Source organism: Aeromicrobium sp., from assembly GCF_049586495.1.
Classification (GTDB): domain Bacteria; phylum Actinomycetota; class Actinomycetes; order Propionibacteriales; family Nocardioidaceae; genus Aeromicrobium.
The window spans coordinates 20,373-36,932 of the sequence record NZ_JBAVCB010000014.1; the positions used below are offsets into that span (position 1 = coordinate 20,373).

The following is a 16,560-nucleotide window of genomic DNA, read 5'->3' on the forward strand; positions in this document are numbered from 1 at the left end:
ACAACGAGAATGGCTCGCCGAGAGCGCCTGTACTGACGCTCCTGCCCTACCAGCCGCGCTCGGCCAACCGATGCGGCTCGGGGATCTCGTCGACGTTGATGCCGACCATGGCCTCGCCCAGCCCGCGGGAGACCTTGGCGATCACGTCGGGATCGTCGAAGAACGTGGTGGCCTTAACGACGGCTGCGGCGCGCTCGGCCGGATTGCCCGACTTGAAGATGCCGGAGCCGACGAACACGCCCTCAGCGCCCAGCTGCATCATCATGGCGGCGTCGGCAGGGGTGGCGATGCCACCGGCCGTGAACAGCACTACGGGGAGCTTGCCGGCCTCGGCGACCTCCCTGACCAGGTCGACGGGCGCCTGGAGCTCCTTGGCTGCCACGTACAGCTCGTCGAGACTCAGCGTCTGCAGCCGGCGGATCTCGCCGCCGATCTTGCGCATGTGGGTCGTGGCGTTGGATACGTCGCCCGTGCCGGCCTCACCCTTGGAGCGGATCATTGCTGCGCCCTCGGAGATGCGACGTAGCGCCTCGCCGAGGTTGGTGGCGCCGCAGACGAACGGCACGGTGAAGTTCCACTTGTCGATGTGGTGCGCGTAGTCGGCCGGGGTCAAGACCTCAGACTCATCGATGTAGTCGACGCCGAGGCTCTGCAGGATCTGCGCCTCGACGAAGTGGCCTATGCGGGCCTTGGCCATGACCGGGATCGAGACGGCGTCGACGATCGCGTCGATCATGTCCGGATCGCTCATGCGCGACACGCCACCCTCGGCCCTGATGTCAGCGGGAACCCGCTCGAGCGCCATGACGGCGACGGCGCCAGCGTCTTCGGCGATCTTGGCCTGCTCCACGTTGACGACGTCCATGATGACGCCGCCCTTGAGCATCTCCGCCATGCCGCGCTTGACGCGGGACGTGCCGGTTCCGGTGGTCGTGCTGTCGTTGCTCACGCGTGATGGTCCTTCGTCGGGGTGATCGATCGTCTCGAGTTTACTCCCGGCACACAGGTCTCCCGCGCCCAGTCCACCTGTCGAGCGACCGCCGCTGGCTAGCGCTGCGCGACGGCCGCAGCACGCATGTCGACGAGTCTCGGGTACCGGACCCGTGGACGCCCCTGCGCCAACCCACGCCGACGTTCGAGCACGTCGATACGCCGCCATCCGGACCGATCGATCACGCCGATGCCTCGCGATCTCAGCAGCGGCTCCAGCCCTCCCGTCGCCGACGGATCAGGGAGGTCACCGGCGTTGAAATCCTCGACCAGCCGGTCGACGGTCTCCTGAGCGCACGTCTTGTTGGTCCCGATGAAACCCGTGGGCCCGCGCTTGATCCACCCGGCCACGTAGGTCCCGGGCATCTCGTCGACCCGCCCCCGGCTGTTCGGCACGACAGCCCGCTGCTGATCGAACGGGAGATCAGGCACGCCTCGGCCGCGATACCCGACGGAGCGCAGCACCAGCCCGGTGGTGACGATCTCGGTCTTCTCGGTGATCTCGGCCCGCACGGCGCCAGGCGTCCCCACGAGCCGGGTGGTCGCCACCCGCACGCCGTCCACCGCTGCTGTTCCACAGATCTCCACCGGAGCGCTCTGATAGCGCAGCACGATACGACGGGGGCGCTTGGCATCCGGGCGGTCACGCAGCGCATCGACCTTCAGACGCGTCATGGGGTCATCGCTGGCGACGGCGAGCTCATCGACCAGATCGCCTTCGACCACGACGTCGAAGTCCGGGTGGGACAGCAGGCCGGTCAGTTCCGGGAGGGTGAAGGCCGACTGAGCCGGACCACGTCGTGCCAGCAGCACGACCTCGCGCACGGCGCTACCGCGCAATGCCTCGAGCGCGTGATCGGCGATGTCGGTGGTCGCCAGCCGCTCCGGATCGCTGGCCAGGATCCGCGCGACGTCCAGAGCCACGTTGCCATTGCCAATGATCACCGCAGTGCGGTGCGACAGGTCGAAGGACGCGTCGGCCTGATCTGGATGACCGTTGTACCAGGCCACGAAGTCGGTGGCGGTCACGCTGCCGGGCAGGTCCTCGCCCGTGATGCCCACGCGACGGTCGAGCGAGGCGCCGGTGGCGTACAGGACCGCGTGATGGCGCACGGCGAGCTCAGCGTGCGTCACATCGACGCCCACCTCGACGCCGAGGGCGTAGGAGAACCCTTCCTGGTCCTCGATCTGACCGAACAGCCGGGTGATGGTGCGAGTGGCCGGGTGGTCGGGCGCCACCCCGGCGCGCACCAGCCCGTACGGCGTGGGCAGACGGTCGATCACCGTGACCTCGGTGCGCGGCCGCTTGAGCAGCTCGTCGGCGGCGTACAGGGCCGCCGGCCCTGCGCCCACGATCGCCACCGAGAGGGTGCGCTGGGCGTCGTGCTTGCGCACGATCGGCGTGACGGGCGCCTGGGGCGGGTATTCGCGTGCCGGTTCGTGGAACATCGCGTTGATGTCAACGAATGGCAGCTCGGTATCGGTCAGTCGGTAGTCGCGGGTGATGGCGCCCACCGGGCACGCGGTGATGCAGGCCCCGCAGTCCACGCACGAGACCGGGTCGATGTAGACCATCTCGGCCGTCGCGAAGTCCGGCTCGTCCGGCGTCGGATGGATCGCGTTGACCGGGCAGGCAAAGGCGCAGGACGCATCGCCGCAACACGCCTGGGTGACGACGTGGGGCACGCGTCAGGCGGCTTCGCTGAATGCGACCGCAGGCTCGCTGCGGAATCGCGAGGAACGGCCGTCGATCTTCAGCAGTCGCCACATGAAACGACCGACGCGGGTCATCAGACCGGCCTCCTCGGCGAGCATGCGCACGTCCGCGAAGACCTCGCTGAGGTGCTCACGCGACTCCGGGGCCCGCCAGTACAGGTCTTTCATGACGTGACGCGGGATGTCGAACTCGCGACTCATCTCCTTGGCCGGGATCAAGATTGCGTCGCCGAGCACCCGCATGATGACCGGAAAGAGCACGGTCATCACCTGACGCTCGGCCCAGCTCAGACGCGGGGCGTTGGCGAGAATGTAGTGGTGCGCAAACGAGATGTGCCGCGCCTCCTCAGCGACGTGGATCTGCATGATGCGCTGGATGACCGGCGGCATCTGCTCACCGCCGCGCAGCACCCGCTTCTGCGTGTGGTCGATCGGCTCCTCGCCGGCGAGCACACCCACGAAGAACGCAAAGGGCGCGATCGATCCGGCCCACGGCAGGACGGTAGCGACCTTGCGCATCCACCACCTCATGCCCGGCACGTCGACGCCGATGCGGTCGACGGCGCGCTGGAACATCTGGGTGTGGTGGCACTCCTCGGTGACCTCGTGGGTCAGGTAGCGAAACTCCGGAGAGCCGTTGGGCAGCGTGAAGACGTACTGCATGACGCCACGGATCAAGATGTTCTCGAACTGCAGCCCGACCTTCATGATGTTGGCCTGACGCCACATGCCGATGGCGATCTGCTGGTCCAGCGGCTGCTCGCGGTACCAGGCCGACGCGCCGAGCCGATCGGCCTGGGGCAGCACCCACCGCGGGTCGGTCGGATCGACCTGGAAGTCAGGGTGGTCCCACGCGATGTCGCGGAAAGCATCGAAGTGACGGTCCACGGATGCCTGCGACAGGTCCTCGAGCACCTGGGCGTACGTCTCGGCAGACATGCCGGGCTCCATCTCGGGCAGCTCCGGCAGATCCTCGGCGGCGCGGTACGGAGCAGCGTGCTGGGATGTCGCATCCTGAAGGGTCATACCTCCAGTATGTGAAGACGCCATCTATACGTCAAGGTCTATGTAACATTCGGAGTGTCACATAGGTCACGTGGCTCCTTGCCTACTCCAACCCCGGGTGGGCCACGGCTTGACGACGCACGATCAACATCCGCTGTCCCACCGTGATCGCGCTGGCGACGGCCAGCGCCCACAAAGTGATCTCGCGCAGGAACGGAAGGTCGAACAATCCCGAAAGTCCCGTCATCACCAAGATGGCGACCAGCCGATCCGCACGCTCGGCGATGCCGCCCTTGGCGGTCATCCCCAGCCCCTCGGCGCGGGCGCGCGTGTACGACGTCAGATTGCCCAGCACGAGACAGGCAAGACTCAGGTACAGATACATCTCGGCGCCGCCGAGGTCGGTCTCGGCACCCTGTCGCGAGTAGTAGATGACGAGGCCGGCGAACACCGCAGCGTCTGCCACCCGGTCCAGGCTGGAGTCAAGAAATGCACCCCACTTGGAGGACTGGCCCGATTGTCGAGCCATGTAGCCGTCCATGATGTCGCTGAACACGAACGCCGTGATGACCAGCGTCCCGACGAAGAACTGGCCTCGCGGGTAGAACCACAGGGCACCGGCGCTCACGCCGATGGTGCCGACCCACGTCACCCAATCGGGCTTGACCCCCAGTCGAAGCAGCAGATTGGCAAGCGGTGCCCAGACGTTGGTCCAGAACTGCCGGAATTGCTCGAGCATTCAGTCCTCCTGATCCCATGCCTCGGCCAGCATCTCGCGAGTGTCCTCGAGCAGCTGGGGCATGGCTTTGGTGTGCCCGATGACAGGCAAGAAATTTGAGTCGCCACCCCAACGGGGCACGACGTGCTGGTGCAGGTGGGCAGCGATGCCAGCTCCGGCAACGCCTCCCTGATTCATCCCGATGTTGAATCCGTGTGGGCTGGTGACGCGCCGGACGACACGCATGGCCTGCTGGGTCAAGGCGGCGACCTCGTCGGTCTCGGCCGAGGTCAAGTCGGTGTAGTCAGCGGTGTGGCGGAAAGGGCAGACCAGAATGTGGCCTGCGTTGTACGGGTACAGATTGAGCACCACGTAGGCGAGCTCACCACGGTGAACGATCAGCGCGTCCGCATCGTCCAGCTGCGGAATGCGGCAGAACGGACAGTCGGCCTCGTCGGAGGACGCTGGCTTGTTCTCACCCTTGATGTATCGGATGCGGTGCGGTGTCCAGAGGCGCTGGAACGCATCAGGCTCCCCCACGCCGTCCTGGCGGGGGTCTCCGGTCGCCGCATCCACCATGGATCAGACCTGGGCCCGGGAGGCGACGGCCGTCGTGATGCGGGTGATCGCGTCATCCAGCGGAACACCGTTCTCCTGCTCGCCGCTGCGATACCGGAACGAGACGGCCCCCGCCTCCACGTCGTTGTCTCCCGCGATCAGCATGAACGGAATCTTCTGAGTCTGGGCTGTGCGGATCTTTTTCTGCATTCGCTCGTCTGAAGCGTCGATCTCGACGCGGATGCCCAGCGGCCTGAGTCGCGCGGCCACCTCGGACAGATACTCGACGTGGCGCTCGGCCACGGGGATCCCCACGACCTGCACCGGCGCGAGCCACGGCGGGAACGCGCCGGCGTAGTGCTCGACCAGCACCCCCATGAACCGCTCGATCGACCCGAACTTGGCCGAGTGGATCATGACCGGCTGCTGGCGGGAGCCGTCGGCGGCCACGTACTCGAGGCCGAAGCGGTCGGCCGACGGCATGTTGAAGTCGTACTGGATCGTGGACATCTGCCACGTCCGGCCGATGGCGTCCCGGGCCTGAACCGACACCTTGGGGCCGTAGTAGGCGGCGCCGCCCGGATCGGGGACGAGCTCCAGTCCGGTCTCCAGGCAGACGTCCCCCAACACCTGGGTGGCGACAGCCCATTCCTCCTCCGACCCGATGAACTTGTCGGGCTTGGAGTCGTCCCGGGTCGACAGCTCGAGGTAGAAGTCGTCCAGCCCGAAATCGCGCAACAGGCTCAGCACGAAGTTGAGCAGGTGTCGGATCTCGTCGGGCGCCTGCGCCGGGGTGACGTACGAGTGCGAGTCGTCCTGCGAGAAGCCGCGCACGCGGGTGAGCCCGTGGATGACACCAGACTTCTCGTTGCGGTACACGTGGCCGAACTCGAACAGGCGCAGCGGCAGGTCGCGGTACGAACGCTGCCGCGCCCGGTAGATCAGGTTGTGCATGGGGCAGTTCATCGCTTTGAGGCGGTAGTCCATGCCGTCGACGTCCAGCGCCGGGAACATGCCGTCTCCGTAGTACGGCAGGTGGCCCGAGGTGTAGAAGAGCTCTTCTTTGGCGATGTGCGGGGTGCCGACGTACTCGAAACCTTCTTCGATGTGCCGGCGGCGGACGTAATCCTCCATCTCGCGCTTGATGACGCCACCCTTGGGATGAAACACCGGCAGTCCGGAGCCGATCTCGTCGGGAAAGCTGTACAGGTCCAGCTCATTGCCGAGGCGGCGATGATCGCGGCGCTGCGCCTCCTCGATCCGGTGCAGGTGCTCATCGAGCGCCTCCTTGTTGGGCCACGCGGTGCCATAGATGCGCTGCAGCTGCTTGTTCTTCTCATCGCCGCGCCAGTAGGCGGCGGCCGAGCGCATGAGCGTGAAGGCCGGGATGCGCTTGGTGGTGGGCAGGTGCGGCCCACGGCACAGGTCGCCCCAGGCCGCCGAGCCGTCTCGCTTGAGGTTGTCGTAGATGCTCAGCCCGCCCTCGCCGACCTCGACGCTGGCACCTTCGGCCGCGTCACCAGCGGTCGACTTCAATCCGATCAGCTCGAGCTTGTACGGCTCGTTGGCCAGCTCGGTGCGGGCAGCGTCGTCACTGACCTCGCGCCGATCGAACTTCTGGCCCTCCTTGATGATCTTGCGCATGCGCGACTCGATCTTGACCAAATCCTCCGGCACGAACGGCTCGTCGACATCGAAGTCGTAGTAGAAGCCGTCAGTGATCGGCGGACCGATGCCCAGCTTGGCGTCCGGGAACAGATCCTGCACCGCCTGAGCCATCACGTGGGCGGTGGAGTGGCGCAGAATGTTGAGGCCGTCGGAGGAGTCAATCGTGACCGGCTCGACAGTGTCGCCGTCAGCCAGCTCGTGGGCCAGGTCCTTCAGCTCGCCGCCGACGCGGGCCGCGATGACCTCGGGCGTCTCGGCGAACAATTGCCAGGCCTTGGTGCCCGGCTCAACGGATCGCTTCTTGTCATCGACCTGGATCTCGGGCATGCCCAACCACCTTCACCTCGACGACTCGCCCTACGGATGGCGAGTTCTGCTTCGCAGCAGCCTAGCGGGGACCCCTCATTCGAACAGCAGCGCCAACCAGGCCACGACGGCGATCAGGCTCACGACGCCGAGCGCCTGCGAAACCCGCTCGGGAAGCACCACGGTCTCCTTGAGGGTGAACGCCGCGATCACGACGGCGGCGGCGCCCTGACGCGGATCGCGCTGCACCACCGCTGCCACCCCGAGCACCACGGCCGCGACCGCGAGGGCCGACCCGAAGAACAGGGTCAGGCGCGGACGACCCGGAAAAACCTCCTTGAGCTGCATGGCACCAGTCTCCCCACCCGGCCATCGGCCTTTGACGCCGGGATCAGGGGCTGGGGGTCGAAGCGCGTTTCGGCACCGCGGGGACGGGCAGCAGGAGTGCGGCCGGCGCGCCGGCCGGGACCACCGGCGCCACGGGGGCCACCTGGTCGATCCGGCGGTACGGCTCCCCCAGTTTCGGACGAGGATCCACCTCGTGACGATTGGGCCACAGCGACATCGCGCGCTCAGACTGCGCGGCGATGGTCAGGGAGGGATTGACCCCCAGGTTCGCCGTGATCGTCGACCCGTCGCTGATGTGCAGACCAGGATGGCCGAAGACGCGTTGATAACCGTCCACGACTCCGTCCTCGGCCGTCTGTCCGATCACGCAGCCCCCGATGAAATGTGCCGTCAACGGCACGCCGACCAGTTCTCCGGTGGAGCTGCCGGGGTATCCGCTGATGCGCTCGGCGAGGTTCTTCGCGACGTGGTCGGCCGCTGGGATGTAGTCCGGATTGGGCTCGCCGACCCCCTGGCTGCTGGTCATGCGGCGTCCGAAGACGCCCCGCTTCACATGTGTTGTGATCGAGTTGTCCAGCGACTGCATCACCAGCACGACGATCGACTGCTCGGCCCACCGGCGTGGCACGTGCATGCGCCACGCACCGCGGATGCCGAGCAGCCGATAGCCCCTCAGCACCGAACGGAGCCGGCCGCCCGGACCGGGGCGATCCGGCAGCGCCATGTTCATCAGGCTCAGCGCGCTCGACCCTCGGCCGTACCGCACCGGTTCGACATGGGTGTCGGCATCAGGGTGGAACGACGACGTGATGGCAACACCCGGTGTGAAGTCGACGTCCCGGTCACCAGAACGCGCACTCAGCACGGCCTCGGAGTTGGTGCGGCTCAGCTCACCGATGCGCGGCGACAGGTTTGGTAGCGATCGCCGACGCAGTCGATGCAGCAGATTCTGGGTGTTCAGCGCATTGCCCGCGAAGATCACGTGCGCGGCCGTGAACTGCCGGCGGCGCAGCCGGTTGCCGGTGCGCCTCGTGTGAACCTCGTAGCCAGCTCCGACGGGGCGCACGTCCGTGACGGTCGTCAGCGCGTGCACCTCTGCCCCCGCGGACTCGGCGAGGTACAGGTAGTTCTTGACCAGGGTGTTCTTGGCGTTGTGCCGACACCCGGTCATGCACGCGCCGCAGTCGATGCAGGCGTTGCGCTCGGGTCCAGCTCCGCCGAAGTAGGGGTCGGCGATCGCCCCACCCGGGCTCTGGCCAAACAGCACCCCCACCTCGGTCGGGTGGAACGAGTCCGCCACGCCCATGTCAGCCGCGACCGACGACATCAGCTCGTCCGCGGGAGTCCATCCGGGATAGGTCGCGACGCCCAGCATCTTCTTGGCCTGTGCGTAATGAGGCGCCAGCTCGTCCCGCCAATCCGTGATGTGGGCCCACTGCGGGTCACGGTAGAACGGATCCAGCGGTTCGTAGAGCGTGTTGGCGTAGACCAGCGAGCCGCCGCCGACGCCGGTGCCGCTGGCGATCAGCACGTCCTTGAGCAACGTCAATCGCATGATGCCGAAGCACCGGGCCCAGGGCGCCCACAGATAGCTGCGAGCCCGCCACGATGTCTTGGGCAGCTGGTCGTCGGTGAAGCGTCGCCCCATCTCGACCACGCCGACGCGGTATCCCTTCTCGGTGAGCCGCAAGGCCGCGACGCTGCCCCCGAAGCCGGACCCGATGACGATGACGTCGTAGTCCACGCTGTTCGATGCACTCATGAGAGCAGCATAGAGGCTTATTGACACTCTGCCAACAGGCTGCGACGCTAGACGCATGACGACAGCGCGCACATCGCCCGCCAGGGTGCGCCTCGCCCCGCAGGTGCGCCGCGAGCAGATCATCGGGGCCGCGCAGCGCCTGTACGCCGACCGTCCATACGACCAGGTGTCGACCGCCGAGCTGGCCGCTGCCGCCGGCGTCGCCCGGGGGTTGATCAACCACTACTTCGAGAACAAGCGCGAGCTGTTCCTCGAGGCGATGCGCCAGTCGGTCCTGATGCCGGTGGCTCCTTTGCCCGATGCGCACGACCGCACCACCGAGGAGCGCACCCGGGCCACGGTGGAGTGGATTCTGGATGCCGCCACCACGTACGGCCAGGCCTGGGTCAACGCCAGCGGTGCGGCCAACCTGCACGGCGACTCCGACATCCAGGCCATCGTCGACGAAGCGGACGACCGTGCCGCTCGTCTGGTGCTGGACGCCATCGGCCTGCCTGACGATGCGCACCTCCGCGCCCGGCTTCGTCCGATGGCCGCGCTGACCAAGGCTGTGTGCCGCGAGTGGCTGCAGCGCAAGACCTTCACCCGCGACGAGGCGGCCACACTGATCACCTCGTCCATCTTGTTGTTCGTCGAGGAGCACACGTCATGACATCGATCCCCCCGTCCATCGGCATCATTGGCTCGGGCTTTGGCGCTCTGGCCGTTGCCATCGAGATGCAGCGAGCAGGGCACACCACCATCCGCCTGTGGGAGCGGTCGGGAGACCTCGGTGGCGTGTGGCGCGACAACACGTATCCGGGAGCTGGGTGCGACGTGCCGTCACCGCTGTACTCGTTCTCGTTCGAACCCAACCCGGACTGGTCGCGGCGTTACGCCTTGCAGGAGGAGATTCATGCCTACCTGCACCACGTCGCCGACAAGCATGCGATCTCGCCGCTGGTGCAGTACGGCCGGGAGGTTACCGCTGCGACCTGGGACGACCAGGGCTCCACCTGGACAGTGACCTTCGCCGACGGAGAGCAGCAGACCGTCGACATCCTCATCACCGCGGTGGGTCAGCTCTCGCGACCCACGCTGCCGGCGATCGATGGGATCGAGACCTTCACGGGCACGTCGTTCCACTCCGCCACGTGGGACCACGACTTCGACGCCACCGGCCTACGCGTCGCCGTCGTCGGCTCGGGCGCGAGCGCGGTGCAATTCATCCCGCACCTGGCCAAGAAGGCGCGTGAATTGCTGGTCTTCCAGCGGTCGGCCAACTACCTCATGCCCAAGCCGGACAAGCCATACACCGCTTTCCACCGCAAGATGTTCCAGCTGGCTCCCCCCACCTTGGCCGCCGAGCGCGGCGGCATCTGGGCCGTCATGGAGCAGTTCGCCCGCGGGCTCGACGATGCCTCAAAGGTCGGCAAGATCAACAAGGCCATCGCGATGCGACATCTGAAGTCGCAGGTGAAGGACGCGGGCCTACGAGCCAAGCTCACGCCTGACTACCCGATCGGCTGCAAGCGCATCTTGTTCTCCAACGAGTTCTACCCCGCGCTGGCGCAGCGTCATGTCGACGTCATCACCACCGGCGTACAACGCGTCACACCTACCGGGGTGATCGACGACCAGGGTGTCGAGCACGAGGTCGACGCGATCGTCTACGGCACAGGGTTCGACGCGCAGGACTTCCTCGAGTCAATCGATGTCACGGGCACCGACGGCGCGAAGCTGGCCGACCAGTGGGTCGACGGTGCTCGGGCCTATCTGGGCATGTACGTGCCGAACTTCCCGAATCTGTTCGTCACCTATGGCCCCAACACCAACCTTGGTGGCGGATCGATCATCTACATGCTCGAGGCGCAGGCCAAGCACATGCGACAGGCCGTGGACCGCATGACAGCCGGCGGCTACGCGACCATCGAAGTCACCCACGAGGCCGAGCAGGCCTACGACGATGAGCTGACCGAAAAGCTCGACCACTCCGTCTGGTCGCACTGCGACAACTGGTATCGGCACAAGTCTGGTCGCATCACCTCGAACTGGCCGGGCGCGACCAAGCCATTTGCACAACGCACCAAGATGCTCGAGCCCGAGGCGTTCTCGTGGGCGTGAATTCCTTCCCGACCGAGCCGTGGGACCTGCACGGACACGCATATGTGGGCGTGTGGCTGCTGCCCCGTGGGCTCACTCCCCCAGCCCACTCGCCGATGACCAAGATCCTGCGGGTCTTCGGCCGCACGATCGTGTCGGCGGCGTTCTTCCGTTATGACGAGCCCAGCCCGTTGACGTACAACGAGATCATGTCGACCGTCCTGGTTCGGCACGGACTACGACCGAGGGTGTCGATCACGCACATCTGGGTCGACAGCGAGGCGTCGCGCGACGGCGGACGGGCACTGTGGGCCATCCCCAAGGACTTGGCGGACTTCGAACGCGCGTCGCATCGCTCCTACGTCGCGACCGGAATCGGATCACTCGGCGTCCGGCGCGCCCGCCGCCTGCCCTTTTCCATTCCGCTGACCTTTCACACCGCACAGGATCGTGATGGCGCCTTGGTCGTGTCACAGGTCAAGGGCCGCGCTCGTCTCGGACTGGCACGCGGCGCCTGGTCATTCGAGCCTGATGGTCCACTCGGATTCCTCGCCGGACGACGCCCGCTGCTGAGTCTGACGCTGCATCCGTTCCACCTGGCGTTCGGCCGCCGCTGATCGCTCGATCTTCACGCCGGTCCGGCCGAACCTGCGGTCAGCCAGCTCCGCCGGCACGAAAGGCCACCCAGGCATCGCTCATGCGCTCGACCTGTCCGGGCGTGAACATGTCCATGCAGGAGTCTTGCGTGTAGTCCATGAAGTTGTGGATCGGATCCATCCCTGGAGTGGAGCAGGTGTCCGCGCCGACCGGGCAGTTGAACTGAGGGACAGCTTCACGAGGTGTGTCTGCGACGAAGTCGCCGGATGCCGCGCACCCATTCTTGAAGGTGTGCTCGAGCATCAACCAGTGCCCGACCTCGTGGGTGAGGGTGTCACCCAGCGCGTACTTGCCATCTGTGCCCGCCGTGCCGCCGGGCATGGTTTCATCGAGCAGGACGACGCCGTCGATGTAGTCACGTCCCGCGTTGTAGCCCTTCGGGAAGTAGGCCCACCCCAGCAGCCCGCCACGAATGTCGGCCGCGTAGACGTTGAGCGTCTCGGAGTCGCCGGTGTGGAGCTCCCTTTTCATGTCACGCTCCGTCTTGCCCGGAGTGACGGTGGACCATTCGGCGTTCACGGTCCATGTGATGTCGTCGAGCTCGAAACGGAACGGCGAGCCAGACGCCTGGTCGGCGGTGCGGCCTGCGAAGGAGTCGTTGAGCACCTTCATCTGGTCGGCGATCATCGTCGATCGTCGAGCACGCTCGACGCTCGACAGCGTGCGATCGGACACGACATGGAAGACGGTGGGGATGGTGACGCTCGCATCGGGCAGGCGCGGAACGTCCTTGATGACGCCGTAGGCCTTCGCTTCGTTCTTCGGATAGAGCTCGGGCTCCTTGGCCGAGCTGCCACTGGCAACACGGGCCGCACTGGTCACGCACTCGGCGGCACCGGGAGATGGCGAAGCGACCACGGTGCTCGCGCTGGCACCAGAGATCAGACCGGCGACGAGCACCGTCGCCGACGTCCAACGAAACAATGACCGACTACGCATGAAGACTCCCTGTACATCGGGCTGGATCACCCGAGCTGTGCATCACGGTAGAGGACCGATGTACCGGTCATTGACCAGGCCCCGCTGACCTGACCTAGGTAGGCAGATCGTCTGGCCACGTTTCCCGGCCTGAACACGGTTGACGCGGCGAGCACTCGACTCAGACCGCCGTGTCACACCGTCAACCGTCGCGTCACGATGTCGTCTGCGGCCAGGAACGAGTCGTGCTGCCCGTTGACGGCGGCCAGGAACTGCTCGCGGTCCAGCAAGAACAACACCGTGTCTTCCATGGCCGTGATCGTGGCGGTTCTCGGCACGTCTCGAAGCAGCCCGATCTCTCCGAAGAACTCGCCGGGACCTTCGCGACGGATCACCGCGCCCATCTGCGATACCTCGACGAGGCCCGACTCGATCACGAAGAATCGATCGGACTGGCCCCCCTCTGACAGAACGATCTCCCCCGCCCGGACCGGCACGCGGACCAGATGGCGCGCCAGACCTTCGACGGTGCCGGGAGCAAGCGGGGCGAACATCGCGATCTGACGAAGCAGATCGAGCCCAGGAGGCGCCGTCAAGCGCGCATTGAGACGGCGCATTCTCGGCACGAACGGCGCAGCGACAGCAGCAACGCCGAGGCCAATCACACCGACGGATGCTCGCAGCGACATGACGCTCAGCAGCACAGGCATCAGAAATGACCCGAGTGCCATGGTGCCGATCAAGCACGCCTCCAGGGCGCCGAAGACACGGCCCATCACGGCGTCTGGCGTGAGTCGTTGGATGATGGTGTCCAGGTTGACGTCGACCAGAGGGTTTGCGAGGCCAAGGAGCGCGACCGCGGCAAAGACGGCTGCCGGGGACGGCCACACGGTGACGAGCAGCAGGGGCAAGGACCAGAGAACCACTCCGGCTGTCATGTCGGTCGCCAACCGGTGTCGACCGGCACGTGCGATGGCGAGCAGTCCACCCAGGATGGCGCCGATGCCCAGCACTGAATCCAGGTACCCGACGCCCTCAGCGCCGATGCCCAGGATGTCGACGGCCATCACCACGAGAAACACCACTGACGCGCCCGCGACAATGGTCTGGGCAGCAGCCAGCAGGACGACCACCGTGAGGTCGCGGTCCGCGGCGATGCTGCGGAAGCCTTGGGTCACCTGCGTCACGAAGCTCTCGTCCTCCGCATCTTCCTCGGCGGGCGATTCTGAGGTGACCACCTCTTCCGCCGGAACTGACACCCCCATTACCAGGAGCGTGGACCACGCAAAAGTGGCGACGTTGAGAAGGAACACGACCTCGATGCTGGTGGCCGAGATCAGCAGCGCACCCAGAGCGGGGCCGACGAAGAACGAGAGGCTCTCGATGGTGCTGGACGCGCCATTGGACGCGGTCAGCTCCTCCGGGGTGCGTGCCAACCGGGGCATCAGGGCCCGTTGCGCGCACCGAAAGGGAGTGCCCAGCAGGGAGGTCAGCGTGGCCAGAATGAAGATCGGCGCCGCGGGCGACTCGGTGATCAAGCAGATGGCCGCGGCCAGCACGAGTGTTGCTCGCAACACGTCGGCGCCGATCATGACCGACTTGCGCGGGAATCGGTCAGCCACTGTCGACGCAATTGGAGCCGTGAGCGCCATGAGCGTGAGCCGAATGGCCGTCCACACCCCCACCGCCGTGACGCCACCCACCCCGTACGCCCACACGGTCACGGCAGTCGCGTAAGCCCAGTCGCCAATCATCGAACCCGCCAGCGCCAGCTGAATGCGACGGAGGCTGGGATTGGCAACGACAGCGCCGATGGACGCGCGCATCTCCCGGAGGGCAACCCTGACCGCGCCGCCCCCGCTGATCTTCGATTCGCCGGTCCGTTTCGCCGGCGCCCCGGACTTCGTCATGTGCCGCTCCGATCGCCCCGCCCCCGTACCGCGCACCAGATCGTTCGCTGCGCGGAGCGTGTGATCGACGATAGGACATTCACTGCGAAGTGGGAATCCCTCTGAGTGCGAGGATCTGCCAGGACACGCCGAGAAACCGGCTCAGTGCGAGTCACGGGTTTTGCGCGTACTGTGCCAACGGTTGAGCCCAAGCCGCCTCCCCTGGGTGGCATCGCCGAGCAGGGGAGATCAGATGAGCAACTTCCAACGTCGCCGCGTGCGACGCGCGGACCGCCTGTATGACACCTATGCCGGCGGCTTGATGGCCCTGGCCAGCACCCTCACCAACACTCGGGATCGAGCTGAGCGCCTGGTCGTCGACGCAATCTCACGTCAGTCCCGGCGAGGACCTGGTTGGGGTCGGCGACGCAACGAGCAACGCGACATGGCCGGGTCGCTGCATGCCCGCTGGGTCGAGACCCATGCTCCCCGCGGGCCGCGCGTCGAGGGCGACACCTCTGAGCGGGCCCGCCTGCACGACCTGACCGACCAGCAACTGGGTCTGGTGGGTCTGTGCATGTTCGGCGGCTACTCGTACGCCCGCGCGGGCAGCGCCTTCAGCCTGTCGCCGGCCGAGGCGTCGGGGCAGCTGCGCGATGCCCTGCGGACCTTGGTCGTACGCTAGATCAATCTGGTCCTCTGCGAGTCCCGGAGAAGTGACGACCTCTCGTCAGCCCGTGGTCTCTAGTCCATACGCTTGGATGACTGACCGAACGAGTGAAGCAGTAGAGATTGCTTGCATGCCGAAGCTCCGCGCGGCACCGCGGCACTGGCCGTTTCCTGTGCTCACCCCACACACCACCCCGAATACAAGAAAACCCCCGCGAAAGCGGAGGTTTTCTTGGTGGGCGATACTGGGTTCGAACCAGTGACCCCCTCGGTGTGAACGAGGTGCGCTACCACTGCGCCAATCGCCCCTGACGTGCCTGCACACGATAACGCACCGGCGCGGTGAGGCCCGAATCGAGGTCCGTCACGGGTCGTTGGTCTTGACGACCTCGCGGGCCCAGATGGCTTGGGCAGCCCGAGCGACAGGTCCCGGGGCTGCCATCTCGCGGTCGTCGACTCGAGAGATGGCCTGCACGTCACGAGTTGTGCCAATCAGCATGACCTCGTCAGCCTCGAACAGCACCTCCAGCGGAGCATCGCGTTCCACGACGTCCATCTCCCCTGCGCACCACTGGAGCACCAGCGCGCGCGTGATGCCGGCCAGCGGACCGGCTGCCAGGGTCGGGGTGATCAGCTGGTCGCCGATGGCATAGAAGACATTGGACCCGGTGCCCTCACACAGCTGCCCCTGCGTGTTGGCCATGACGGCCTCGGTGCCGCCGCGCGCCTTGGCGTACTCGATCATCTTGGCGTTCTCGGCGTAGGACGTCGTCTTGAGGCCAGCCAACGCACCTCTCTCATTGCGGGCCCAGGGCACTGTCACGATCTGACTGATGGTGGGCGGCTTCGCTGCCGGTGTCGAGACGACCGTGTGGGTCAGTCCGTTCGACCCTCGCGGCGAGCCGAGCGGCCCGATCCCCGACGTCACCGTGAGCCTGACCAGACCAAACGGCAGATCCTGACCGTCGAGCGTGGCGGCGATGCCCTCGCGCAGGGCCCCGACGTCTGGGGCACCAATTCCCAACCCCGCGGCCGACCGTACGAGCCGCTCGAGATGTCGCGTCATGGCGAACGGTTGGTTCTCGGTCACTGCGAGCGTCTCAAACACTCCGTCGCCGACGATCATGCCGTGGTCCAGCACACTGACGACCGGAGTCTCAGGGGCTTCCAACAGTTGTCCGTTCGCCCACGCCTTCATGGCCCCACGCTAGTCCCACCCCGGTTTGGGCTCATCCCTTCAGATCGGCTAGAGTCTCGTGTCGCCTCCAATTGAG

Annotated in this window: 15 protein-coding genes and 1 tRNA gene; 4 read left to right on the top strand and 12 right to left on the bottom strand. The window is 66.3% G+C overall.

Annotated features, from left to right (window positions below; genetic code table 11):
* Positions 1-46: 46 nt before the first annotated feature.
* The 8 genes from pdxS to WB508_RS00590 all read right to left on the bottom strand — a co-directional run bounded on the left by pdxS (position 47) and on the right by WB508_RS00590 (position 9,071).
* Entirely contained in the window at positions 47-949 is a 903-nt protein-coding gene (pdxS, locus tag WB508_RS00555; RefSeq protein WP_423842920.1) for a pyridoxal 5'-phosphate synthase lyase subunit PdxS, read from the bottom strand.
* Between the two features lie 98 nt (positions 950-1,047).
* Positions 1,048-2,676 (bottom strand): FAD-dependent oxidoreductase, encoded by a 1,629-nt coding sequence (locus WB508_RS00560; protein WP_423842921.1) that lies wholly within the window; start codon positions 2,674-2,676, stop codon positions 1,048-1,050.
* 3 nt (positions 2,677-2,679) lie between these two features.
* Positions 2,680-3,732, bottom strand: a complete 1,053-nt coding sequence (locus WB508_RS00565; RefSeq protein WP_423842922.1) for an AurF N-oxygenase family protein — start codon at positions 3,730-3,732, stop codon at positions 2,680-2,682.
* 82 nt (positions 3,733-3,814) lie between these two features.
* Positions 3,815-4,450, bottom strand: coding sequence for a phosphatidylinositol phosphate synthase (pgsA, locus tag WB508_RS00570; protein WP_423842923.1), 636 nt, complete (start codon positions 4,448-4,450; stop codon positions 3,815-3,817).
* Positions 4,451-5,008: an HIT family protein gene (locus tag WB508_RS00575; protein ID WP_423842924.1), complete on the bottom strand. Its 558-nt coding sequence runs from the start codon at positions 5,006-5,008 to the stop codon at positions 4,451-4,453.
* A gap of 3 nt (positions 5,009-5,011) precedes the next feature.
* On the bottom strand, positions 5,012-6,982 hold the full coding sequence (gene thrS / locus WB508_RS00580; RefSeq protein WP_423842925.1) for a threonine--tRNA ligase: 1,971 nt from the start codon (positions 6,980-6,982) through the stop codon (positions 5,012-5,014).
* A gap of 75 nt (positions 6,983-7,057) precedes the next feature.
* Complete coding sequence (locus WB508_RS00585) at positions 7,058-7,309, bottom strand: hypothetical protein (protein ID WP_423842926.1); 252 nt, start codon at positions 7,307-7,309, stop codon at positions 7,058-7,060.
* 43 nt (positions 7,310-7,352) lie between these two features.
* Complete coding sequence (locus WB508_RS00590) at positions 7,353-9,071, bottom strand: FAD-dependent oxidoreductase (protein WP_423842927.1); 1,719 nt, start codon at positions 9,069-9,071, stop codon at positions 7,353-7,355.
* A gap of 55 nt (positions 9,072-9,126) precedes the next feature.
* Between WB508_RS00590 and WB508_RS00595 the strand changes: the two genes are divergently transcribed.
* The 3 genes from WB508_RS00595 to WB508_RS00605 are packed head-to-tail and all read left to right on the top strand — an operon-like array spanning position 9,127 to position 11,770.
* Complete coding sequence (locus WB508_RS00595; RefSeq protein WP_423842928.1) at positions 9,127-9,723, top strand: TetR/AcrR family transcriptional regulator; 597 nt, start codon at positions 9,127-9,129, stop codon at positions 9,721-9,723.
* Positions 9,720-11,174, top strand: coding sequence for a flavin-containing monooxygenase (locus WB508_RS00600; protein ID WP_423842929.1), 1,455 nt, complete (start codon positions 9,720-9,722; stop codon positions 11,172-11,174). The genes WB508_RS00595 and WB508_RS00600 overlap by 4 nt, the downstream gene beginning before the upstream one ends.
* Complete coding sequence (locus tag WB508_RS00605) at positions 11,165-11,770, top strand: acetoacetate decarboxylase family protein (RefSeq protein ID WP_423842930.1); 606 nt, start codon at positions 11,165-11,167, stop codon at positions 11,768-11,770. The genes WB508_RS00600 and WB508_RS00605 overlap by 10 nt, the downstream gene beginning before the upstream one ends.
* 37 nt (positions 11,771-11,807) lie before the next feature.
* Here the strand turns inward: WB508_RS00605 and WB508_RS00610 are convergent, their stop codons facing one another.
* Together WB508_RS00610 and WB508_RS00615 are read right to left on the bottom strand one after the other, a co-directional pair.
* Positions 11,808-12,749, bottom strand: a complete 942-nt coding sequence (locus tag WB508_RS00610; protein WP_423842931.1) for a zinc metalloprotease — start codon at positions 12,747-12,749, stop codon at positions 11,808-11,810.
* Positions 12,750-12,922: 173 nt separating this feature from the next.
* Positions 12,923-14,638 carry an MFS transporter gene (locus WB508_RS00615; protein ID WP_423842932.1) on the bottom strand — a complete coding sequence of 572 codons (1,716 nt, stop codon included), beginning with the start codon at positions 14,636-14,638 and terminating at the stop codon, positions 12,923-12,925.
* A 232-nt stretch (positions 14,639-14,870) separates the two neighbouring features.
* Between WB508_RS00615 and WB508_RS00620 the strand changes: the two genes are divergently transcribed.
* Positions 14,871-15,302 (top strand): hypothetical protein, encoded by a 432-nt coding sequence (locus WB508_RS00620; protein WP_423842933.1) that lies wholly within the window; start codon positions 14,871-14,873, stop codon positions 15,300-15,302.
* A 217-nt stretch (positions 15,303-15,519) separates the two neighbouring features.
* On the opposite strand, the gene WB508_RS00625 is transcribed toward WB508_RS00620, so the two are convergent.
* Positions 15,520-15,594, bottom strand: a tRNA-Val gene (locus tag WB508_RS00625).
* A gap of 56 nt (positions 15,595-15,650) precedes the next feature.
* Positions 15,651-16,484, bottom strand: coding sequence for an aminotransferase class IV (locus WB508_RS00630; protein ID WP_423842934.1), 834 nt, complete (start codon positions 16,482-16,484; stop codon positions 15,651-15,653).
* Between the last annotated feature and the right edge of the window lie 76 nt (positions 16,485-16,560).